21 protein-coding genes and 1 pseudogene are annotated in these 24,357 nt (G+C 36.3%); 20 read left to right on the top strand and 2 right to left on the bottom strand.

The genetic code is table 11. The annotated features are described in order from the left end of the window. The first annotated feature begins 10 nt into the window (after nucleotides 1-10). The 8 genes from LRQ06_RS07755 (at nucleotide 11) to LRQ06_RS07720 (ending at nucleotide 8,381) form a co-directional block, all read left to right on the top strand. Entirely contained in the window at nucleotides 11-994 is a 984-nt protein-coding gene (locus tag LRQ06_RS07755) for a Wzz/FepE/Etk N-terminal domain-containing protein (protein WP_232765818.1), read from the top strand. Then, a complete protein-coding gene (locus tag LRQ06_RS07750; protein ID WP_232765817.1) occupies nucleotides 981-1,562 on the top strand; it encodes a hypothetical protein in 582 nt (193 codons plus the stop codon). Before LRQ06_RS07755 ends, LRQ06_RS07750 begins: the two co-directional genes overlap by 14 nt. Beyond that, complete coding sequence (locus tag LRQ06_RS07745; protein ID WP_232765816.1) at nucleotides 1,552-2,412, top strand: hypothetical protein; 861 nt, start codon at nucleotides 1,552-1,554, stop codon at nucleotides 2,410-2,412. Before LRQ06_RS07750 ends, LRQ06_RS07745 begins: the two co-directional genes overlap by 11 nt. Continuing rightward, nucleotides 2,393-3,538, top strand: coding sequence for a hypothetical protein (locus LRQ06_RS07740; RefSeq protein WP_232765815.1), 1,146 nt, complete (start codon nucleotides 2,393-2,395; stop codon nucleotides 3,536-3,538). Before LRQ06_RS07745 ends, LRQ06_RS07740 begins: the two co-directional genes overlap by 20 nt. Further along, complete coding sequence (locus LRQ06_RS07735; protein WP_232765814.1) at nucleotides 3,459-4,388, top strand: hypothetical protein; 930 nt, start codon at nucleotides 3,459-3,461, stop codon at nucleotides 4,386-4,388. The genes LRQ06_RS07740 and LRQ06_RS07735 overlap by 80 nt, the downstream gene beginning before the upstream one ends. A gap of 1,194 nt (nucleotides 4,389-5,582) precedes the next feature. Continuing rightward, nucleotides 5,583-6,215, top strand: a complete 633-nt coding sequence (locus tag LRQ06_RS07730) for an FkbM family methyltransferase (protein WP_232765813.1) — start codon at nucleotides 5,583-5,585, stop codon at nucleotides 6,213-6,215. 7 nt (nucleotides 6,216-6,222) lie between these two features. Further along, a complete protein-coding gene (locus LRQ06_RS07725) occupies nucleotides 6,223-7,299 on the top strand; it encodes a glycosyltransferase family 4 protein (RefSeq protein WP_232765812.1) in 1,077 nt (358 codons plus the stop codon). Continuing rightward, a complete protein-coding gene (locus tag LRQ06_RS07720) occupies nucleotides 7,296-8,381 on the top strand; it encodes a glycosyltransferase (RefSeq protein ID WP_232765811.1) in 1,086 nt (361 codons plus the stop codon). Before LRQ06_RS07725 ends, LRQ06_RS07720 begins: the two co-directional genes overlap by 4 nt. A 21-nt stretch (nucleotides 8,382-8,402) precedes the next feature. Here the strand turns inward: LRQ06_RS07720 and LRQ06_RS07715 are convergent. Continuing rightward, nucleotides 8,403-8,879, bottom strand: a pseudogene (locus LRQ06_RS07715) (transposase); the annotation flags it as partial. A 425-nt stretch (nucleotides 8,880-9,304) separates the two neighbouring features. Here LRQ06_RS07715 and wecA point away from each other — a divergent pair. The 12 genes from wecA (at nucleotide 9,305) to cysN (ending at nucleotide 23,714) form a co-directional block, all read left to right on the top strand. Then, entirely contained in the window at nucleotides 9,305-10,402 is a 1,098-nt protein-coding gene (gene wecA / locus LRQ06_RS07710; RefSeq protein WP_232765810.1) for a UDP-N-acetylglucosamine--undecaprenyl-phosphate N-acetylglucosaminephosphotransferase, read from the top strand. A 143-nt stretch (nucleotides 10,403-10,545) separates the two neighbouring features. Further along, entirely contained in the window at nucleotides 10,546-10,902 is a 357-nt protein-coding gene (locus LRQ06_RS07705; RefSeq protein ID WP_232765809.1) for a hypothetical protein, read from the top strand. 80 nt (nucleotides 10,903-10,982) lie between these two features. Next, nucleotides 10,983-11,663 carry a YjbF family lipoprotein gene (locus LRQ06_RS07700; RefSeq protein ID WP_232765808.1) on the top strand — a complete coding sequence of 227 codons (681 nt, stop codon included), beginning with the start codon at nucleotides 10,983-10,985 and terminating at the stop codon, nucleotides 11,661-11,663. Next, entirely contained in the window at nucleotides 11,664-12,458 is a 795-nt protein-coding gene (locus LRQ06_RS07695) for a capsule biosynthesis GfcC D2 domain-containing protein (protein WP_232765807.1), read from the top strand. Further along, nucleotides 12,455-14,650, top strand: coding sequence for a YjbH domain-containing protein (locus tag LRQ06_RS07690; protein WP_232765806.1), 2,196 nt, complete (start codon nucleotides 12,455-12,457; stop codon nucleotides 14,648-14,650). Before LRQ06_RS07695 ends, LRQ06_RS07690 begins: the two co-directional genes overlap by 4 nt. 199 nt (nucleotides 14,651-14,849) lie before the next feature. Then, nucleotides 14,850-16,253 (top strand): mannose-1-phosphate guanylyltransferase/mannose-6-phosphate isomerase, encoded by a 1,404-nt coding sequence (locus tag LRQ06_RS07685; protein WP_238483948.1) that lies wholly within the window; start codon nucleotides 14,850-14,852, stop codon nucleotides 16,251-16,253. Between the two features lie 15 nt (nucleotides 16,254-16,268). Beyond that, complete coding sequence (locus LRQ06_RS07680) at nucleotides 16,269-17,717, top strand: phosphomannomutase (protein WP_232765805.1); 1,449 nt, start codon at nucleotides 16,269-16,271, stop codon at nucleotides 17,715-17,717. A gap of 225 nt (nucleotides 17,718-17,942) precedes the next feature. Beyond that, complete coding sequence (locus LRQ06_RS07675; RefSeq protein ID WP_232765804.1) at nucleotides 17,943-19,679, top strand: SLC13 family permease; 1,737 nt, start codon at nucleotides 17,943-17,945, stop codon at nucleotides 19,677-19,679. Nucleotides 19,680-19,713: 34 nt separating this feature from the next. Beyond that, nucleotides 19,714-20,628, top strand: a complete 915-nt coding sequence (cysD, locus tag LRQ06_RS07670; RefSeq protein WP_232765803.1) for a sulfate adenylyltransferase subunit CysD — start codon at nucleotides 19,714-19,716, stop codon at nucleotides 20,626-20,628. Further along, nucleotides 20,628-21,266, top strand: coding sequence for an adenylyl-sulfate kinase (gene cysC / locus LRQ06_RS07665; RefSeq protein WP_232765802.1), 639 nt, complete (start codon nucleotides 20,628-20,630; stop codon nucleotides 21,264-21,266). The genes cysD and cysC overlap by 1 nt, the downstream gene beginning before the upstream one ends. Before the next feature lie 3 nt (nucleotides 21,267-21,269). Then, nucleotides 21,270-22,238, top strand: coding sequence for a DHH family phosphoesterase (locus LRQ06_RS07660; protein WP_232765801.1), 969 nt, complete (start codon nucleotides 21,270-21,272; stop codon nucleotides 22,236-22,238). A 66-nt stretch (nucleotides 22,239-22,304) separates the two neighbouring features. Then, nucleotides 22,305-23,714: a sulfate adenylyltransferase subunit CysN gene (cysN, locus tag LRQ06_RS07655; protein ID WP_232765800.1), complete on the top strand. Its 1,410-nt coding sequence runs from the start codon at nucleotides 22,305-22,307 to the stop codon at nucleotides 23,712-23,714. An 87-nt stretch (nucleotides 23,715-23,801) separates the two neighbouring features. Here the strand turns inward: cysN and LRQ06_RS07650 are convergent, their stop codons facing one another. Then, a complete protein-coding gene (locus tag LRQ06_RS07650; protein WP_232765799.1) occupies nucleotides 23,802-24,350 on the bottom strand; it encodes a sugar transferase in 549 nt (182 codons plus the stop codon). Nucleotides 24,351-24,357: the final 7 nt, after the last annotated feature.

Here is a 24,357-nt window from a genome sequence, read left to right as displayed (position 1 = left end):
TAGGTTATTTATGACAAAGCAAGACATTTTTACAGATTCAGACCACAGAGAACCCCCTCACTACTATGCCCAGCAAGATGATGAAATTGATTTACGAGAACTGTTTGGCGCGCTATGGCACGGTAAGTGGATCATTATACTAACAACAATTATATTTGCAGCAGGGGCTGTCGCTTATGCTCTCCATTTACCCAATACATATAAATCGGATGCTTTGTTAGCGCCTGCCGATAATTCAGGCAATAGTGGGCTGTCGCAAATGGCATCTCAGTTTGGAGGGTTAGCCAGCTTAGCTGGCGTGAACCTTGCCAAAGGGCAAACCAGCCAGGCTGATTTAGCGGTGCAGGTGTTACAGTCACGCCAGTTTATTGAACAGTTTATCAAGGAGCATCATCTTCTTGTTCCGCTGATGGTAGCTAAGGGGTGGGATTTAGCTAGCAACAAACTGATTTATAATGATGAAATATATGACATCAGTAATAAGAAATGGCTACGAAAACCAAAAGGCTTAAGAGGAATTAAGCCTTCAGCACAAGAAGCCTATGAAAAATTCTCTAAAGATGTTTTGAATGTTTCACAGAACAAAGATTCTGGACTGTATACAATCAGTGTCTCTTTTTACTCTCCTTACCTTGCTCAGCAATGGGTTTCCTGGCTAGTTGAAGATATCAATAAAGTCATGCGGGACCGTACTATCGCAGAGACGACTAAAAACCTCAATTACTTAAAAGAACAACTAGAAAAAACCGCAGTTGCCGATATGCAAAGCGCCTTTTATAAATTAATTGAAGAACAAACTAAAAAGCTGATGTTGGCAGAAGTTCAAGATGAATTTGTATTTAAAACTATAGACCCACCATTTATTCCTGAAGAAAAATTCAAACCAAAGAGAATATCATTAGTTATTCTAGGTTCTCTTCTTGGCATTATTTTTGGTAGTTTATTTTCTTTAATAACAATTAAAATATCAAAAAGTTATGATGAAAAAAATTAAATCACTTGAATTAAATCTACTCTTAATCTCTTTAAAACGTAAAAATTACAATAAATCGTACATGTATATTTTTCTTTCTAAATATGGTTTATTTTCAAAAAAAAGAATTCAAAAAATAGCATTAGAAAATGGAAATGATAATAAGCTTAACAAAATAGCTTTAATTAATGCCATTTCTAGAAATATCACTGTAAAAAGACGAACTATAGAAGAAAATTTAATTAATTGTTTAAATTATGAACCAACAAATATAAGATGGATAATATCTTGTTTAGATAGTATATCAGATAGTAGACATTTTAATATCAATGAAAGATTATTGTCTCAATCACTAAGTATATATCTGAGTCAACTGAAATTATATTTAGATTACGATGTAAAAAAAACAAAAAAAGTGTTACCTTTTGGTCTAACAACATATAAACTTCATGGTGATATTTTCAAAAACCAACAACAAAGGATTTATAATTTATCTCGAGAATGCTCTAAAACTTTTCAAACACATACTAATATAATTTTATCTAAGATTAATAGTCTTTCAATAAGTGGTTTTTCAAATGAACATTAATGTAGATACTATAAAATCAAGTAATGTGATTCTAATCGGAGGAATTGACCGTTCAGGGACAACTAAACTAGGTTATGTTTTAACAAAAATAGTTAATGGATACTTTTTACCTGAAATATTTCCTATAACTATGACTGTTATACATCAACCCCAAAATTATTCTAAAGCTATCAAACAATTTTTTAACTCATACAGAGTAGAAAACCATGATATACCCTTATATAATGCTTTGATGAAAATTCAGCTTTTAGAGACAGATACCGCTAACATTCGTTTATGTGACTTTTGGCTCCAATTATCATCTAATCTAGATAGAACCATTATCGAAACTAGCCCTTTAAATTTAGAGATGTCACTACACATCAACAATCCATTTATATCAAAAATATATTGTTATCGAGATATAAATGAAGTATGGGCATCTCACAAAAAAATAAGCTGGGGACCGACAACTATTGTAGATATGATGAGAGACTACGAAAAAAGATTAACATTAATAAAAATGAGTAGCAATGAAACAAATACATGGTCAATAAATTATCTTGAAATACCAAAGATAGAGCAACTTATAGAAAATGATGATACATATGCTATAAACTTACCAGAATTCACAAAAAAACAGCATAATAAGGTAGCGGAAAAGTTTTCACACAAGATAAAAAAAGAAAAGATTTTTGACAAATATTTTTTTCAAAAATCCATAGTTTTGGATAGAACGGCTAAAAAACACAATTTTATCTCAATTCTTTTCTTTGAAGTTATGCAAATTATAGTAAGCTTACATAGAGTATTTACAACAAGATTTTTGTTATTAATAAGAAGTTTAAAAAGTGCAATTAAACAAAAATAAAACCTACATACTATCTATCTCTCTAATAGCATCAACACTTTATTCTATTGGCGGATACTCAGCATATAATGATATTAATATTTATTTTGTAGTTTTAGCCAGTTATCTTACTTTTTCATTTTTAGTAATCTCATTAAGTAGTTATAATAACAATACGAAATCAAAAAGACTTCTAACTTGTATTTTTTCTATACTGCTTTTATTAATAACACTTAACTTTATTCTTCCATTCGAAGCTTGGCTACTTCCTGGTAGATTAAAATATAAAATGTTTAATAATAGATCTGGGGTTCTTTATGCTATAGTAGTCATGTATATACCTTATTTATTAAGTGAAATAAAAAAAGGATATACCTTCTATATCACTGCAGGATTTTCTGCCATGGTAGTTCTAGTTTCATTAGGTAGAAATCCGTCTTTAATTTATTTTCTATTAATATTGTCAAGAATTGGATTTCGTAATATATTTTTAATTCCTCTCGGTATAACTGGAGCTTTCATTGCAATATTTATCGATAATGTAAGAGCTGTTGGTTTAAACTATGAATTAGTTGACAGATTCCTTTCTCTAAAATATTTAGAGTACTTTAATCATTCGGGGGAAGCAACTGTATTTGGGAGATTATATTCGGTATACATACATCATCCTTCATTTCAGGATATTTCTTTTTTTTCATATAAAACAATAATTTCACCAGTAATAGGTCTAATACCAGATTTTTTATCACCAATAGAGAGCACACCACATTTAGCTCGCTTAATTGGAGACCTTTACAATACAACTGGAGGTCTTCCTTTAGCAATTGAAGGTTTGTGGTATTTTGGTATTATCGGTATACCGACAATATATATTTTAACTTTCTTACCTATTTTTATTATTATAAAAATAAAAATAATAGGTAATGATATGAAAAAAGCATTATTATTATTTCTCTTTATAAACTCATTAAGAATAGATAGTGCTACAATATATGGTTTTTTCTTTAATGGAATGTTTATAATATTTATTCATTTAGCCATTGAAAACATATTACGCAGAATAAGTCATGAAAAAAGTATTACACATTGGAATCAATATAAATTCAGGTTTTTCTGGAAGAGCTATACAAATCCAAAAATTAATTAATTACACTCACGCAAAGCATAGCACTTTTTCTGTATATGGAGATGCTAAAAATAGTAATAGAAAACTACGGTTTATAGATTTATTAAGATTGTTAAAGTTATTCATCATAGATAAAGAAAATGACATATACATATTCCATGGTTGGTGGATGGGCTGCTTACTTATACCTCTATTGACTTTTAAGAAAAAAATAATATTTCAGTCGACATGTATAGGCTATGATGACTTTAATTCGATGAAAATTGGATTAAAAAAAATATGCATATTAGGAATTAATACTTTTATTGAACAAGGTATACCACAAGAAAAGGAAAATTCTATAGTTTACTCTAAAGAGAAATGCAATAAGATAACCTTGCCCAATATTTCAGATTTAAAAAAAGACTTAACAGATGCAAAAGAATTAACTAAGGGTTCTGTCATTCATTCAGGAGTAATTTCAAAAAGAAAAAGACAAATAGCATCAATATTTTTTTTAGAGAATATACCTTATATCAAAAAAGTTGATTTCTATGGTCCTTACAACGAAAATCATGATTCGGATGAAAATTATGTGAGAAAATTCAATTTAACAATAGATAATTCCTCTAAATCATTTTATCGAGGTGTTTATACCCCTAAGGAATTACCAGAAATATTAAAGTCATACGAGTATTTTTGTGTTTCATCATTGAAAGAAGGAATGTCAAATTTCTATATTGAATGCTTAGTTCATGGATTAAAACCAATCATATTACCAGGCTCAGATATAAGACTATTTAAACAACTTGATAAGATCTCTTCAAATAAAAATTATACCGATATATTTTTCTATCATCCGATAGAAGTTTGGAATAAAATACTAAAATAATGAAATAATGAAATAATGAAATAATGAAATTTATTATTTATAATATAATTATAACATTAACATCATCTTTTATCTATTATTATAAAAATGATATAGACGTAAAGAATTTCATCTTAGTATTATTTCTTTGTAATATTACGAAATCGTTTATATTCCCAATATTATTTGAAACAAAGAAATTCAGAAAAATTTATTGTAAAAAAACTCTATTTGGTGGTTCAATATTTTTTTTATTGTTAAATTATCCAATAACATTTCTAATTGATCAGGGGTTATACATAGTACCAACTCTTTTATGTTTCTCTTTTTACATGAAATGGTGTGGGGATATAAAAAAATCAGAAATTATTGTTATGTCTTTACCTTTATCATTAATATTTAATGAATTTTCATATTTTAATATAATTACGTTTACTCTTCTCTTGATTTATTTTTATTTTTATAAAAATGAAATAAAAGAAATTCATTCATGTTCTTTACTATATATTAAATCTTTTAAACATTCATACTATTTTATTTTTAGATCTTTAAATTCAAGTATTTCTGGCCAATCTGATGAATTAATCATATCACTTATTTCTCCTAATTTACTATCTGTAGTTAAAATCATAAAACTTATTTTTTCTTTATTTTCTAAAATACAGTATTTTTTCAATATAAATTATTATGAATCCGCATCTAAAACTAAAGAATATAATATCAAAAATAAAAGTGAACTCTACTATTGGCATTGTTTTTTTTCAATCGTTACATTGTTTTTCTTCCTATTTTATTCAATAGTTTTAATGCTACATTTTAGTAAATGTAACGTTTTATTCACATATTTGCCATTAATTGGCATATCTCTATTTCTGTCAAGTAAATTAGTTGGAGGTTGGTTAGGAGCATGGTTACACAATACTAAGTCAAATCTTTTTATTCTAAAATATCACCTATTACTACTTTTATCATACTCCTTTACTTTTTTATTATTTTTTTTATATAAGTTAGATTTTTTCTTAATGTCATCACTTATAAACTTTTCGTTTAATAGCTACGTTTATTTAACTTGGAAGGGAAATAGAAACAAAAATGTTGCATAATTTTTTAAAAAGACAAAAAATTCAAAAAATTACAAACTATATATTTAACAGATCATTCTTATTTAAAAAAATCAATAATCTGTACCTATATAATAACATATATAAGGAGAAATTGTTTTTTCCTGAAAAAGCTCATTATAAACTATTTAATTTGTTTTTCTTTAATTATAAAAAACACCTAACAAAAAAATATTTTCTTAATCTAGAAATAGATATTAAACCAAAGTATTTCATTGACTGTGGTGCTTTTATTGGAGGAGTCACTCTATCAGCTTTAGATAAATACAAATCACTAGAAAAAGTTATCGCAATAGAACCATCACCTCTGACTTTTTCATGTTTACAAAAAAATCTACCGCAAAAAGTTATATCACTTCAAAAAGCACTCAGCCAGGAAAAAGGAATACTAAAATTATATCTTTCCAAAACTCATACTGATAACTCACTTAGTGAAAAAACAGAAAATAGCAATGGTAAATCTATACCTGTAGAGGCAATCACTCTAAAAGACATTTTTCATGATTATCAAATTGATCCTGATTTTACTTTATTGAAAGTCGAAGCTGAAGGGTTTGAAAACGAAGTGATTCTAGGCCTTGATGAAATCAGTCCAAAATATATAGTAATTGATATTTCTCCAGAAAGAGAAGGGGAAAGCTGCTTTAGCGATATAAATAATTTACTGAAAGATAAATATATTATCAATCATAATAATAAAACAGCGACAGCTATAAGAAAATTGTAAAAACACAATGAATAATAGCAATCTAAAAATATGTATTACCACAAAAACATTACAGAGAGGTGGTGCGGAAACATATATTTTAACTATTACAAAAGAACTAGTGAAATTAGGATATGATATACATATATATTATTTTGAAAGTCATAAGGATGATTACTATAATGAACTAACTAAAGCAGGCGCATATGTAGAATTTATAGGTAAATTATCAACTACTTGTTTATTAAAAACAGTGATAAACTATTATTTAAAATTAAAAAAAGAAAATTTCAATATAATATTTGACAATTCGCCTATTATATCCTGCTTTAGTAGATTATTGGGCTTTAAAAGAAAAATAATCTATTTGGAACACTCCGTATGGGAAAACTATAATTCAATAACCAGATTGTTAAACAAATTAACATATAGCCTAATATCTATTGTTATATGTTGTTCAGAACAAGTTTATAAGTCCAATGGTTGTAGAGGCATTGTATTAAAGAATCCTATACAGATTCCAAACCTTGATAATTCAGCAATACAAAAAGAAATAAGAAACATATCTAAAGGAAAAAAAATAATAATCAATATTGCAAACACTAGCACTGTGAAAAATCAAACCCACCTTATAGAAGCATTTAATAAATTAAGTAATAAAGATACTTTACTAATAATAATTGGCGATAGAAGAGATAACTATGTTAATTTAAAAAATGAAATAGAAAAATCTTATAGAAAAAAAGATATATTTTACCTTGGCCCAAAAAGTAATACTGAGGTCCTGCAATACTTAGCATGTTCTCATATATTTTGCCTGACATCCCAATATGAAGGATTACCAATATCTTTATTGGAAGCGATGTCATTAGGCAATGTTCCTGTTTGTTATTCTGTTGGTGGTATTCCAAATGTCGTTAATAGTACTTGTGGAGTTCTTGTCCCTCCGTATAATATAGATATATTAGCAGAAGAAATTGATAAACTCTTAATTGATGACAATACTTATGAGAGCATGTCTAAAAAAGCAATCTTAGTAATAAAAATGAATCATGACATTCAAAAATATATACAAAGCTTACAAATTATTTTCCAAAAGATATGAAAAAACACACTTTTACTATTATTCAAAACTCAATAAAAACAACCTACCTATTTCGAGCGAGTTATATAAAAATATTAATCTCATTAGGAGATGTTTATATCATAGCTCCCAATGATGACACAGAATCAAAATTAAAGCTGGAGGAGATTGGGGCTCATGTATATGGTATAAGAAGTCATACATCAATACTTAATCTTCTACACTCTATTATCACAATGAACTTTTTAACTTTGAAACATGTACTGATGGGCTCTACAATAATTAGTCATTTTATAGTTACAACACTTCTAATATACCCAAGTTTAATTTTTACAAAAAAACCTTGTTTTATATATACTGAAGGACTAGGGAGCTTCATCGCAAAATCGACTCTTGCTCAAAAAATACTAAAATTTCTTCTGAATAGAAAAAGATTTATACGGTTATTTTGCAATAAATCAGATAGATTTATATTAGGTAATCCAGATGATTATGTGTCTAATGGTATAGGTATTGATATTGATAAATTCAAACCAAGAAAAAAAGATATAAGAGAAAAATTCAACTTATTGTTTGTTGGTAGATTAATTTCAGATAAAGGAATAAATGATGCTATACACATATTTAAACAACTAGAAAAAAAATATGACATATGTTTAACAGTAGTTGGGAGTATATATCCTAATAACCCTACATCTTTAAATCAAGAATCAATAAATAACATAAAAAAGGAATATAAGAGTAAAATAAATTTTATTGGATATACAAAAGAAATAACACATTATTATGAATCATCAGATATATTGTTACTTCCATCTATTAGGGAAGGGTTTCCTGTTTGTATTATGGAAGCTAGTTCAATGGGTATACCCTCAATTGGATATGATGTTCCAGGAGTAAGTGATGCTATAGAAAATGGAATAAACGGCTATAAAGTGCCACTAAAAAACATTAATGAATTAATGAAAGTGACCGAATATCTGTTAGATAGAAAAGTTTTAAATAATCTAAGACACTCTTGCAGAAAACATGCTGAAGTTTATTTTGATTCAGAGATAAAAAACAAGGAGTTTATAAATCTAATTTACAAAAAAATTTGTTAAATATTACCTAAATAACTGCTCCTAATTATACTTCACTTTTATCGGACCGTAACAACTACCGAGGAATGGTAATATGTTATCCAGATAAGTAACGTACTCACCGTAATAATTGCTACATATTTTCACACTGATAATTCTGGGTCAACGTCTCATACAAAGCGTGCCAAAGTTTCTCTATTTTATTCACCTACAGAGGATAAACTGGCTGAAACAGAAGAATAAATTTTGGATTTTACTTCAACCAACTCTGGGACTTTTTACTTTTATAATTGATGTAATTGTCAACGATCAACATGATTGTTTTTGCCCGACGGTACTGGCGTTTCAAGCTTCGCAATAAACAGCTCGAAGCTCTTACTAGTGCTGGAAACATATGTAACTTTCTCTGTTATCATATGCAGCGCTCCAGCCATATAATGTTTGGCATTTACCCCGGCGTAGCCACTTTCTTTTGTTGATCTTTCCCTTATTCATCCTGTCTGCACCTGATTTCGGATTCGGTTGACCGATGGACGGTCAATAAGTAGCAGGCCTCCAGATGCCAGTATGTCCGTCAGCTAGTATGACATTCAAACGTCATAATAGTATTTATCTCTTTTTTCAAGCATTTTTTTTGATAATTCGGCGTCGCTTCGCACGTTTAGGTAATGTTAGAATCATGGCTCTCGGTACTGTTTTGTTCGTTTTCTTTATTTGGCAACTTATCAAATCGCGCTAACGCTACCAGGTTCCTTTCTTTTTATTCTTCGGTGAACTACATTTAGGAACAGCTATTTAGAATCAAGAAATTTAGAAATTTAGAAATTCAATAAAAAAATATACTTTTTTATCCTACACTACGTATGTGAACATTAATTGTAGATAAAATGTGAACAGCATTAGATCTATAGTAATGAATGGCACAAACAAGGACAGTTAAACTCATGTTACCTATGTTAATCAGTATCTTCTTTGTTTCTTTTGTTTCACTGTTCTTCTTGAGAAAAGTAGCTCAAAAGATTGACTTAGTTGATATCCCTAATACCAGAAAGCAGCATCACGGAACAATTCCATTAGTCGGAGGTATTGCCATTACCGTAACACTAGTCTGTATTCTGACTATCAATCCGGACCTTTTACAACATGTAGATTTATATCTTTTTTGTATTATCGTCCTTGCTCTTTTGGGTGCTCTGGACGATAAATATGATTTAAGTGTTTCTCTGCGGATGGGAATACAAGCCGCCTTATCTGTATTAGTGTTATATAAAGGAAACCTATCTCTTGAATCCTTTGGCAATTTACTGGGCTCTGGCAATATCGAACTGGGGAGCTGGGGGGTAATAGTAACAATAATCGCTGTTATCGGTGCAATCAACGCCTTCAATATGGTCGATGGAATTGATGGCCTTCTGGGAGGGTTAGCCATTGTCACCTTCTCAAGCTTAGGTATATTATTAACAATTCAGCAACAGACGATGCTAGCGCAATTTTGTTGGATAATCATTACGACTCTTCTACCTTATATCGCCATGAATTTAGGCTACTGTGGAAAAAAACGTAAAGTGTTTATGGGAGATGCAGGCAGTATGGTGATCGGGTTTACCGTTGTGTGGCTCTTAATGGCGCTGAGCCAAACCAATACTTCAACGGTAATATCAAATGTGTCAATGAAACCCGTTACCGCATTATGGATTATTGCAATTCCTTTAATGGATATGACCGCAATTATGATAAGGCGCATGCTACAAGGCCGTTCACCATTAAAACCAGACCGGGGGCATCTTCACCATATACTTCAACGCATTGGATTTAGCACTTATCAAACTTTAGTCATTATTGTTTCACTTGGTGCTTTTTTTGCTCTCATCGGTATTTTCGGAGAATACGCTAATATTGCTGATGAATGGATGTTTATTGGTTTTATGATTTGCTTCATTGGGTATTATTACGTTTTAAATTACTTAGAAAATATGACAACACCTCATTTGGAAACCGAAGCATCTCATTCACATAACAATACATCTATCACTGAAAATTAGATATGGCGCATATGGTATTGAAATCCAATAAAAGATGATTAAATCACTACAATATAACCTCAAGACCGTCTACAATGTTGTTGAAAGTTTAATCAACTTTTAACATCGATGTTAATAATGATATATCAGTAAAGGAATAGGCTATGAAGAAAATCGCAATGGCTTTAATAATTGCCTTGGGAATGACTGCTCCAACATTCGCAGCTACTGGTGCTGGCGCAGGTGCTGGAGCTACAACGTCAACAGGTGGAGCTGGTGCCGGAGCAGGCGCTGGTGCCGGAGCAGGCGCTGGTGCTGGTGCCGGAGCAGGCGCAGGTGTTGCTGGTGGTGGTGTTGCAGCAGGTGGAGCAGCAGGGGCTGCAGGGGCTGCTGTCGGAGGAATTTCAGCTGCAGCGGTGGCTGGTGTCGCAGCGGCGGCGGTTGCTGCTGCAGCCGTAGTTAGTAGTAATGATGATGATGACACTACAGCAACCACCACTTCTGTTAGTTCTGCTCAATAGTGTTATACACAAGCATCAAAAGCAGCTGCTGTCACGGCGGCTGTTTTTTTACGTCTCAACTAAGGAATCTGTATTCGGGTATGATTCGCTATCTATATTTTATTTTTTCTCTGTGGCTTTTATTGTGTTTGTCTGGCTGTTCTCAGAACACACAAGATTTATCAGACACAATGAAATCCGCTTTTATCGGCCCCATAGATACTAATATCTCACCAACAAAAATTTATACTATCCCCTATGCCAGTATGCTTACCCGGTTAGGGGATAACCCCGAAGCATTATTGATTTTAACCTGGGTCGAAGGTAAATCATCACCACATACTCTGAAATGGCTGTCTGCTAGTAAAGAACTCATCGCCACAAAAAGTGGCAGAGTCATCAAGACCGTTAATTTAAAAGCAGGAAACCTGATTTCATTACGTTCATCCCGGCCGGATCCGTTGTCGTTAAACCTGACAAAAGCAAACACCCCGAAAGAATGGCATTACCAAATTAGCTGGCAACCCGGTTACCACTCGAATTATCAGGCAATATCCAAATTTATGGTTAAAGATATTGAAGAAAAAGAGATTCTCACAAAAGCAAAGTCTCTTTTACATGTAGTTGAACAAGTAACCATTCCAGCACTTAACTCAACGTACCAAAATGACTACTGGCTAAATCCACAAAATGGTCATGTTGAAATAAGTAAACAATACCTTTTTCCAGGTTCAAAAAAAATCATGCTGTCCATAGCGAAACCTTATTACGGAGATCAGTAAATGCATTATTTTTTCCGAACCTGCGCCCTTCTGAGCTGCTTGCTTTATGTTCCGCTTATTCAAGCCACGCCAACCATAATTAATGTTCAGTATGGTTCGTTTGTTCCCAACTATTCTACCCAATTCGAACGCCAGCTTCGCTTTAAACAGGTACCAAGAGCGGATAAAGCCGTATTAACAACCCTTACAGCATTAGGTCTTCGTCAACAAAATATCGACTGGTTAAACTCCCGTATTTACGATCTATCGTCACCGGAGCAACTCAAAAAAAGAGTGATGGACATATTGGTCGATCAATATGACCTGGCAGATAACCAGACAAAATATACTTTGCAGGGTTTAATGCAGTTTATCAAAAAATCGACATTTGGCCACAGAATACTGATGCCCCTTGATCCGGACATTACCCGTTTAAATCCTCGTTTAAACCCTCGCCTCAAAGGCAAGTGGCGCATTCTGCTAAAATCCGGAAAACATACAAACAGCATCACCATTATGGGCAACGTATTTAACCCAGGCATATATCAGTGGCATAATTTTAAAAGTGCGCGTTTCTATTTAAACGATACTGACAACATGGACAACGTGAATACAGAGGTTACTGTTATACAGCCGGACGGAAAAATTGAAACCCATCTGGTGAAACAGGAAGGCATCCTTCATTTTCAGGATATTGCTCCAGGAGCTATTCTGTATGTGCCCTTTTCTTTTATCTCTTCTTCCTTGCATCCGCTGAATACAATGGAAGATCCAAACCAACTCATTATTGAATTACTGAGAAATCGCATACGATGATAAAAATACGCCCAACCAGACGATCTCCGTTATCATTACTCATTTTTATTGTAGTCTGCTTTCCTGGACATCCGGTTTTTGCCAATACCGATCCCTTTAGTGGTCCTGTTCTGATTCACTCACAATCGGATTTTGGCGGAGTGGGTTTGATGCAGATGCCAACGGCACGAGTAATGGATGATGGTGAATTTACTTTTGGTATCACTAATAATGATGACTACCTTAACTATACCGTATCCCTACAACTCTTCCCCTGGCTGGAAACCAACATCCGCTATACTCAGGTTCATGAATTACTGTACAGCCAAGATGAAAGCTTTAGTGGCGATACTGATTACACCGACAAGTCCATCGATGTGAAAGCCGTGCTTCTTAATGAAGGAAAATTATTGCCTCAGGTTGCTGTAGGGCTTCGAGACATTGGTGGTACCGGATTGTTTGATAGCGAATATATTGTGGGCAGTAAACAACTTGGGCCTTTGGATTTTACCCTTGGTATTGGCTGGGGCTATATCGGTAACCGCAATAACCTTGGCGCAGAAAAAACCGGCTACGATTGTGGACGAGGAACAGGATACACAGGTAACGGTGGCAGTGTGGATCTGGCCCGGATGTTTACCGGTTGTAAATCACTGTTTGGCGGTATCGAATATCAAACGCCCTATTCTCCTCTGACCATTAAGGTAGAATACGACGCAAATGACTACCGCAGTGATTTTCCCGTCACGAGAGGTGCCGATGTCATGGTGGTTAACACACCGTGGAATATTGGTCTGATTTACACTATGGCTGACTGGGCACGCCTGCGCCTTAGCTATGAACGGGGAAACACATTAACAGCTGGCATTTCCTTAGGTACGAATTTCGATAAGCTTCGTCCGAACTGGGATGATGAAAAAAAACCGGATTACCAACCTAAGCATGCTAGCCCTACACTGACCAATGAAGAGTGGCAGAAGCTTTCTGAAGATCTGAAAAAAATCGCAGGATATAAAGATCTTTCGATCTATCAGAGTGATAAAAGCCTGACAATTAAAGGCTCTCAACGTAAATACCGTGATAGAAAGGAAGCAGAAGAGCGTGCATCTTTGCTAATCGCCAATAGTGGTATTAATTCCGATACTTACCATATTATCGAAACGTCGAATAGCCAGGCACTGACAGAGACAGTAATTAACGCTCATGCATTCAAACGGGTCGCCGACGCAGACTACCCGAATGCAACGTTTAATGACGCAAGTTACCAGCAACAACCTTCTCCCATTCAAGGGGAAAAAATCACAACGCCTGAAAAAGACTGGAATTTTGGTTTATCTCCAGTCTTACAGCAATCATTCGGCGGGTCTGAAAGTTTTTATATGTACGCAATTGGCGTAAAAGCGAATGCCGGATACCGGTTAAATGACCATTTTCTTTTCTCAAGTAGTCTGTACGGAAACGTCTTTGATAACTACGACAAATTCAAATATACCGTACCGCCAGATGGCACAACATTGAAAAGAGTCAGAACATTAGCTCGTAAATACTTTAACCAAACATTTCGTATCAGTAATTTACAGCTAACGTATCTTGACCACTTTGGTGATAATATTTATACCCAAGCCTATGCCGGCTATTTGGAATCCATGTTTGCCGGGGCTGGCAGTGAAATTCTGTACAGACCAATGAATACAAACTGGGCAATTGGCCTGAATGGCGCTTACGTTAAGCAAAGAGATCCAGATACTGTCTTTGGCATTTATGATAAAGAAACTCACTACGATCCTACCATTGGCCGAAATTACTTTGTTCAGACAGGCACCCTGACCGGCCATGCAACTTTGTACTGGCAGCCTAAATTCTGGTCCGCATTTGATAATTCATTATTAAAAATAAGCGCCGGGCAATATTTAGCTGAAGACAAAGGTGTCACCGTCGATTTTTCTAAACAATTTTCCAGTGGCGTCATTGCTGGGGTTTACGCAACAAAAACCAATCTTTCTGCTTCAGAATATGGGGAAGGCAGCTTTACCAAAGGATTCTATATCTCTATACCATTCGACTTAATGACGGTTAAACCAAGTACCAGTCGTGCCAATATTTCATGGCAACCTCTGACCCGTGATGGGGGACAAAAACTGGGACAGAAATTTAACTTATATGGCATGACAGACGCCAGAGCGCCCTGGTATACCAGACCCATACGTAACTAATTTTCACAAAATGCACATACTGAATCATGTTTAATCCTCAATGCGTCTTAATGGATTAAACATGACTATGTACTAACCTAATAACCATCATAACTTTGTGCTTGACTATTATGGGCGTTATTATGAAATGGTTTACAGCTTACTCTATTGAACAGTATTATTTTACTGAAAAATTTAAAGTAGATATAAAGGGATCATTTTGATAATACCAACCATTATTGCTGGTGGCAGCGGTTCCCGGTTGTGGCCGGTATCACGCTCACTATACCCCAAACAGTTTTTGGCATTACAATCCGAGAAGCTTTCAATGCTTCAACAGACGTTAATGCGAATAAAAGATCTTGACTGTCAATTACCGATTACCATCTGTAGTGAAGAGCACCGGTTTATTGTTGCAGAACAACTAAATCAGATAAATCAACTGGGAAGCATAATATTAGAGCCAGCCGGACGAAATACGGCACCCGCAATAGCGCTAGCGGCTCATTCCGTTGCTAAAAACGATCCTTTATTATTAGTTCTTCCTGCCGATCATCTAATTCAAGAACCAGAAAAATTTATTGAAGCAATAAATAAAGCGATTCCACTAGCAAATAGCGGAGAAATGGTGACTTTTGGTGTGGTTCCTCAACATGCTCATACCGGTTATGGTTATATTAAACAGGGTTCTGCCATTGAACAGGGATTCACTGTTGAAACCTTTGTTGAAAAACCCGATAAAACAACAGCTCAGCAATATCTGGAAAGCGGTAATTATTATTGGAACAGCGGTATATTCCTCTTTAAAGCATCAAAATACATATCAGAATTGAAAAAATACAGACCGGACATAAATAATGCCTGCAGTCAGGCATTGGTCGATTCATCTATAGATAGCGACAAAGATTTTATCCGAATAAATAAACAAATTTTTCTCGATTGCCCTTCTGAATCTATAGATTATGCCGTTATGGAATCAACATCGAATGCTGTCGTTGTGCCTTTAGATGCAGGATGGAGCGACGTAGGGTCATGGAGTGCCCTTTGGGATGTTAGCGAAAAAGATGATCAGGGTAATGCAACTTATGGCGATACCATACAGATCGATTCAAAGGACTGTTTTATCCGCAGTGAGTCCCGTTTAGTTGCAACCATCGGTTTAGAAAACATGGCCGTCATTGAAACAAAAGACGCTGTTTTGGTTGCCCACCAAGATAAAGTACAAGATGTAAAAGCAATTGTAGCTAAACTAAAAGAAGCCAGTCGTTCTGAACACATATTGCATAGAGAAGTCTATCGCCCCTGGGGTAAATACGAATCTATTGATAATGGCACCCGGTATCAGGTCAAACATATCATGGTAAAGCCTGGCGAAAAGCTATCGCTACAAATGCATCATCACAGAGCGGAACACTGGATTGTGGTCAGTGGTACAGCCAAAGTGACAAACGGCGATAAAACGTTTCTGGTTACAGAAAATGAATCGACGTATATTCCGGTCGGAACGGTACATGCGTTAGAAAACCCAGGGAAAGTACCGCTAGAAATGATCGAGGTCCAATCCGGATCATATTTAAAAGAAGATGATATTGTTCGTTTTGAAGACCGCTATGGTCGACTATAAAAATAAGTGGTTAAAATGATAACTAACAAGTCCAGCATGCTAACTTCTGAAGTTATTGCCAAAAGTGGTATTAATTTTGGTACCAGCGGCGCCCGGGGTTTAGTCTCTCAATTTTCGGTTAATGCCTGCGCCGCCTTTACTCACGCTTTTGTTTCTCACATAGAAAATTCATTTGAATTTGATTCCGTTGCTCTGGCTATTGATAACCGCCCAAGCAGTTATGATATGGCCATGAGTTGTGCTGAGACGCTGAAACAACGAAATATAAAACCGGTATTTTATGGTGTCATCCCTACACCGGCATTGGCCTATACGGCAATGAAACAATCCATACCATCCATTATGGTGACAGGAAGCCATATCCCATTTGACAGGAATGGCCTTAAGTTTTACCGACCCGACGGAGAAATCGATAAAAGAGATGAGCAAGCCATTGTCAATGCCCGGGAAGAATTCAATCCAATTAACGAAATTACGGATATAGAAATCAATCCTTATGGTGGATTAGATTATATAACACGTTATACCAGCTTATTCGACACCAACACGTTATCTGGTCTCAGAATAGGTATTTATGAGCACTCCAGTGCGGGTCGCGAATTATATTCAAAATTATTTTCGGATCTGGGAGCCGATGTTATTTCACTGGGCCGGACTGATAAGTTTGTGCCAATTGATACAGAGGCAGTCACAGAAGATGACCAAAAGCGGGCAATAAAGTGGTCAGAGAAGTATCAGTTTGATGCTATTTTTTCAACGGATGGCGACGGAGACCGTCCCCTGGTCGCCGATGAAAATGGTCAATGGCTACGCGGCGATATTCTGGGAATACTAGCAGCAAAAGCTTTATCAATTGAGGCACTTGCCATACCGGTTAGTTGCAATACATCTGTTGAATTAACCTCTTATTTTAAACACACATCAAGAACTAAAATCGGCTCGCCATACGTAATTGATGAATTCGCATCACTAACTCGTAAATACTCATCCGTCGCAGGATTTGAAGCCAATGGCGGATTCTTATTAGGCTCTGATGTCCCTTTTTCTGGACAAGTGATTTCCGCCCTTCCAACACGTGATGCTGTTTTACCATTTATTATGCTGCTTTATTTAGCAAAACAGAAAAACGTTCACATCTCTTCACTGGTTAGCAAATTACCGAAACGTTTCACAAACAGTGATCGTTTAAAAGAATTTCCGAAAGAACAAAGTGAAAATATAGTTCACCAATCAAACCTCTCTCCACAAAAATTTATCGATGACTTAGGGTTTAGAGATATTGCCGTTTCTGACATTAATTCACTCGATGGTGTTCGTTTTACCTTATCGACGGGAGATATCATACACCTGAGACCATCAGGCAATGCTCCTGAACTCAGATGCTATGCCGAGTCCGATTCTATAGAGAAAGCAAGAGATTTGGTAACAACAGTCTTAAATAAAATTCAGTCGTTAAAACTATAGAATCCAAGGCTTCCAGGGGCAAAAATAGGAAATATCACCTGAAATCGCTTTTCTATTTTGAGACTAAAACAGAAAAGCGATCCTTACAAACAAAACACCAATATAAATAATATAGGAATGCAGTATACTTAGTTTTCTTATATAACGAATAATTGAGAAAGCTAATAGTGGTAATCTGAGGTTTATGCTGGCTCAATCAGAAACAAAGTCTGATTAACATTAAATATGCATTTTTTTATTGGTAATTCTGCTCTCACAATCATTATATTCTGTTTGACGATTCTGGCTTTAATCAAATTTCAGAACACACCTCATATTGTGTTTGGTGTTTCTCTGTTAGTTCTGATTACAACAAAACTGGTTTCAACACAGCAGGTACTGGATAGTTTTTCCAATATAGGATTGTTAACTCTTATTATGTTAATGACCTGCTCATTAGCACTGGAAAAAACGACCCTGCTTCGGAGGATCGCAAGAAAAATCATCACGCCCAGTTATCATTCAACCTGGCTACGCTTATATATTTTTACCAGTATTACTTCTGCATTTCTCAACAATACCGCTGTCGTTTCGACCCTACTGGCACCTATACGCAATAATATTCATCATCCAGCCAGCAAGCTACTAATTCCTTTATCCTATGCCGCTATTTTGGGCGGTACGCTAACTCTTGTAGGTACCTCAACGAATCTCATTGTTAACAGTATGGTTATCGACATGGGGTTACCACCTCTGGAATTTTTTGATTTTACCTTAATCGGTAGCATCATCTTGATACTTGGTGGTATCACTCTATATTTTTTATCTAAATATTTACCAACAATTGCAGAAGATAAAAAATTAGCTACTGACTACTTTATTGATATGACAGTAATGCCGACTTCAAAACTCATTGATCGTAGTGTTGAGGGTAATGGGCTAAGAAATCTTGAAGAGCTTTTCCTTGTGGAAATTATCAGAGACAACCGCCTTATTTCTCCCGTCTCACCTAACACAATAGTACGCTCCAATGATCGCTTAATTTTCAGTGGAGACATAACAAAAATTCAACGTTTATCCGAATTTGATGGCTTAATCTCCTTTGCCGGAGAAAGTGGCTTGCCGATGGATAACCTGACAGAAGTGCTTATTCGACCGGAAAGTATCCTTGTCGGTCAAACACTTAAAGAATCGGGTTTTCGCGCCCTTTTTGATTCGGCTGTCTTAGGAATAAAACGGGATGGAGAGAAACTTTCAGGAAAACTGGGGCAGATAGAACTGAAAGCCGGTGACTACCTTATTTTGGCAACCGGGGAAGATTTCAATACCCGCAGAAACATTAACAAGAACTTCTACTTAATTTCCGGCGCAGTGGAAACCGAACAGGTATTATCCGGTTTCAGGGAAATGATTTCAGTGTGGGGTTTTTTATTCGTCATCATGCTGGCGGCATGCAAACTTATCCCTCTGTTTAACGGATTATTAATATTACTTGCAGTGCTCATTTTTACTGGTTGTCTGTCTGCAAACGAAATCATGCAGAGACTGCCACGTAATATCTGGTTAATCATTGCCTCTGCACTTTTGATGTCAAATGCTTTGCAAAATTCGGGAGCGCTGAACTCTATGAATGAATGGCTGTTAACGAATAGTTGTTCATTTTCACCCTTTATCGGATTAATCACCATCTACTTTATTACCTGGTTAATGACAGAACTGATGACCAATAATGCTGCTGCTGCATTAATTTTTCCTGTGGCTTATGGCTTATCGACCAGTTTAAATATTGCACCAGAACCTTATATACTGGCCGTTGCTTTTGGTGCAAGTGCCAGTTTTATCAGCCCATATGGCTATCAGACAAATCTGATGGTTTACAGTGCAGGAAATTACTGTCTTAATGATTTTATGCGTATCGGACTCCCAATCAGCATCGTTTATGGGAGCATCGTAATAACAATGCTGGGTTTATTCTATTTGTAAACCAACATGAAAAATGTTCAGTCAGGAAGAAAAAATGACATTAACACCTAAACGTATGACACATTTAAAGCAACTGGAAGCGGAATCCATTCATATTATGCGTGAAGTGGCTTCTGAGTTTGATAACCCCGTCATGCTGTATTCCGTCGGTAAAGACTCGTCAGTCATGTTACACCTTGCCCGAAAAGCTTTTGCTCCCGGCATCCCGCCATTTCCATTAATGCATGTCGATACCACATGGAAATTTAAGGAAATGATTCAGTTCCGGGACTATATGGCAAAAAAATTAGGAATGAAACTCATTGTTCATCAAAATCCGGAAGGATTAGCAATGAATATCAACCCTTTTGTTCACGGCAGTGCAAAACATACCGATATCATGAAAACTCAGGGGTTAAAGCAGGCTCTGGATAAATATCAGTTCGATGCGGCTTTTGGTGGTGCGCGCCGTGATGAGGAAAAATCCCGAGCCAAAGAACGAGTGTATTCGTTCCGTGATGAACACCACCACTGGGATCCAAAAAACCAGCGTCCGGAGCTATGGAATATCTATAATGGTCGGGTTAATAAGGGGGAAAGTATCCGGGTGTTCCCATTATCGAACTGGACTGAACTCGATATCTGGCAATATATCTATCTGGAAAACATTGAGATTCCAACTCTGTATTTTGCGAAAAAACGCCCGGTCGTAGAACGAGATGGAACGCTGATTATGGTCGATGATGATCGTATGAAATTAAAAGAAGGTGAGGTCATTGAAGAAAAAATGGTCCGTTTCAGAACATTAGGCTGTTATCCATTAACCGGAGCTATCGAGTCGCAGGCAACCACGCTCCCGGAAATTATTCAGGAAATGCTTCTGACCACCACTTCAGAAAGACAGGGACGCGTCATAGATAATGACAGCTCAGGGTCAATGGAGAAGAAAAAACGCGAAGGATACTTCTGATGAGTTCACCATACGAACAAAAAAAACACCAAAGTAAGGGGGATGTGGTTTGGCATCACTCTACCGTCACGCATCAGGATCGTGTACTCCAGAAAGGACAAACTCCGGTTGTGCTTTGGTTTACCGGACTGAGTGGCTCAGGAAAGTCAACTATCGCGAATGCGGTTGAAAGCCAGTTAATGCAACAGGGTAAGTACAGTTATTTGCTTGATGGTGATAATGTCCGCCATGGGCTAAATAAAGATTTAGGGTTTAGCGATACAGACAGAGTCGAAAATATTCGCCGTATTGGTGAAGTTGCCAAGCTGTTCGTTGACTCTGGCTCTATTGTTTTAACGGCATTTATCTCCCCATTTATTAGCGACCGGGAACAAGTTCGCAAAATTCTGGAACCTGACCCGTTTTTAGAGGTGTTTGTCGATACCCCTCTCGATATATGTGAATCTCGCGATCCCAAAGGACTGTATAAAAAAGCCCGTGCCGGTGAAATTAAGCAGTTCACCGGTATTGATTCAGAATATCAGGCTCCGGTTAATCCTGAAATTCATATCAAAACTGCAGAATACTCTATTGAAGAATGTGCCATTCAGGTCGTGAATAAACTTGAAGGATTAGGCTATCTGAAAGGAGCACAATAACTTATGCATTATGATGTATTTAACGGCGATGCGGATGGGATTATTGCGCTACTGCAATTACGTTTGGCAGAGCCTAAAGAAAGCGTACTGGTTACCGGCGTAAAACGTGATATTAAGTTACTAAGTCAGGTTGAAAAAGCGGGAGATGCTTCTTCAGTCACCTGTCTGGATATATCGATGGAAAAAAATCAGGAACCATTACTGACTCTGCTAAAAAAACAGATCCCGGTATTCTATTGTGACCACCATAGAACGGGCGACATTCCTGATTCATCAAACCTTGATGTGTTAGTTAATCTGGATGCCGAAGTATGCACCAGCCTGTTAATCAATCAAAAACTGCAAGGTAAATATGTTCACTGGGCAACTGCTGCTGCATTTGGTGATAACCTGCATAAACGAGCTCTGGCACTGGGGGAAAAAGAAGGGCTGAATCAGGCTGATATCGATTTTCTCTGTGAATTGGGAACCCTGATTAACTACAACGGATATGGTGCAACGCTTGACGATTTGCATATTCCACCAGCCAAATTATTTAAACAGCTGTTAGCCTACCCTGACCCATTTTCTTTAAGAGATGATCTTAATTCACCTTTTTATGCTCTTAAACAAGGTTATGATCAGGATTATGTCAATATTGAAAATTTAACACCTAGTGAAGATAACTCAATTTGTTGTGTTTATGAATTGCCCTGTGAGTCCTGGGCAAGGCGTGTCAGCGGGGTGTTTGGTAACGAACTCGCGAACCAGTCACCAGATTTAGCTCATGCCGTATTAACGCTAAATGCCAGCGGCAATGATTATACCGTCAGCGTGCGGGCACCTCTGAATAATCGCACCGGTGCCGATGAAGTTTGCACTCAGTTTGCCACCGGTGGAGGCCGTAAAGCAGCAGCCGGAATCAATGCGTTACCTGTGGGTGAGAAGGCTAAATTTATTAAAGTATTAACAAAGTTTTTCAGTAATCAGTAATCGGTAAAAATCCCCCCTGATAACTGCAAACTAACACACTGAAAAACTAATAAGGAATTTATAGTTATGTCCCATTCATCAGAATTGATTGCAGAAGATATCGAAGCTTATTTAAAAATTCATGAGAATAAAGATTTATTACGTTTTCTGACATGTGGAAACGTAGATGATGGAAAATCGACCCTAATCGGGCGCTTGCTCTATGATAGCAAACTGATTTACGAAGATCAGATGGCAGCTATCGAGAAGGACTCACAAAAGTTTAATACCACGGATCAGGCTTTTGACTTAGCGTTACTGGTTGACGGACTTCAGTCAGAGCGCGAACAAGGTATCACCATTGATGTCGCTTACCGTTATTTCTCAACCGACAAGCGTAAGTTTATTATCGCCGATACTCCGGGGCATGAGCAATACACCCGTAATATGGCCACAGGTGCATCAACCTGCGATCTAGCAATTGTGATGGTCGATGCACGCCATGGCATTCAAACCCAGACTCGTCGTCATAGCTATATTTGTAGTTTACTTGGTATAAAACACGTCATTGTCGCGGTTAACAAGATGGACCTAATGGACTATAGCCAGGAAGTTTATCAGAAAATCAAAACAGACTATCGTGATATGGCAACCCACTTAAATATTGATGATATTCGCTTTGTTCCTATTTCTGCGTTGCTGGGCGACAACGTTGTTACTCCGAGCGAGAATATGGACTGGTATCCAGGTGCAACATTAATGAAGCTTCTGGAAACCGTTAAAATTGATAAAGATAAAAATCTGGATCAAATGCGTTTCCCTGTGCAATACGTCAATCGTCCAAATCTTAATTTTCGTGGATTCTGTGGCACCCTTGCTTCAGGAATTGTCGAGGTTGGCGATGACGTTAAAGCCCTTCCCTCTGGTAAAGTCTCCCGCATTAAATCAATTTATACCTATGATGGTGAGCTAAATCAGGCTCAACCAGGACAGGCAATTACCTTAACCCTGGAAGATGAAATTGATGTTTCCCGTGGAGATATGTTAGTTCATCCAGGGCATGAGCCAAAAGTCACCAAACACCTGGATACCCATATTGTCTGGATGAGTGAAACACCTCTACGCACACATAAAGAGTATCTGTTTAAATTTGCGACTAAATCTTGCTCCGGTAAGGTCTCTACACTACCGCATAAAATTGATGTAAACACTTTGGAACAACATGCAGAAAGTAGTGATTCACTAGAGTTAAATGAGATTGCTTTAGCAACTATTTTCCTGACCGATAATATTGCTGTTGACGCGTATCAGTCGCTGCCAAAAACTGGGGCATTTATCATTATTGACCGTCACACCAATGTAACGGTTGGTGCAGGTATGGTTGATAGCGTTGTAGATAAGGAAACTCCCGTACAACGCGAGTATTCTCAGGCCGAAAAAGATCTCAACGCTTATGTGAGAAAGCATTATCCTGAATGGGGGTGTGAGGAGATTTAAGTTTTCAGTATACAGTTGATAGTTTTGCAGTTAACAGATTGAAGCTGGGGCAGAGTTTGTAATTCTGCCCACTGATTACTGCAAACTTTATTTAACCCTATCTCCCGCACCTTTCCCGGTTGCAGTCTGAATGATATAAGTAAAATAATTCTTAACCGACATCGTTTCTATCATCTTCTGGTCCCATTCAGCTAATAACTCAGGCGTTGACATATCAATTTCATTGACCTGCGCTAATCCAGTCACACCAGGCAGCACATTCAGTACACCACGCTTATCCCGCTCTTCAATCAGCTCTTCCTGATTTAATAAACAGGGCCTTGGGCCAACTAAACTCATATCTCCTTTCACTACATTAATAAGTTGAGGAAGTTCATCTAATTTTGTTTTACGCAGAAAACCACCGAGTTTAGTCACTGAACCGGCTCCGACTAAGTGAGTGGCGACAGATTTAGTCTGAGGAGGCATGGTCCGAAACTTTATTAGTGTGAATGGTTTCTTATTTTTACCAACCCGAGTTTGAGTAAAAACAGGACTGCCAGTATCGAAATACCCCAATATACAAATTATCAACATTACAGGACAAAGCACTAACAAACCACACATAGAAAAACAAAAATCAAGACAACGAATCATTTGTAAT

The organism is Vibrio salinus (assembly GCF_021272385.1).
In the GTDB taxonomy this organism is placed as follows: Bacteria; Pseudomonadota; Gammaproteobacteria; order Enterobacterales; family Vibrionaceae; genus Vibrio; species Vibrio salinus.
The sequence above is the reverse complement of the archived record's forward strand: the minus strand, read 5'-3'. Positions and strand labels throughout refer to the sequence as shown.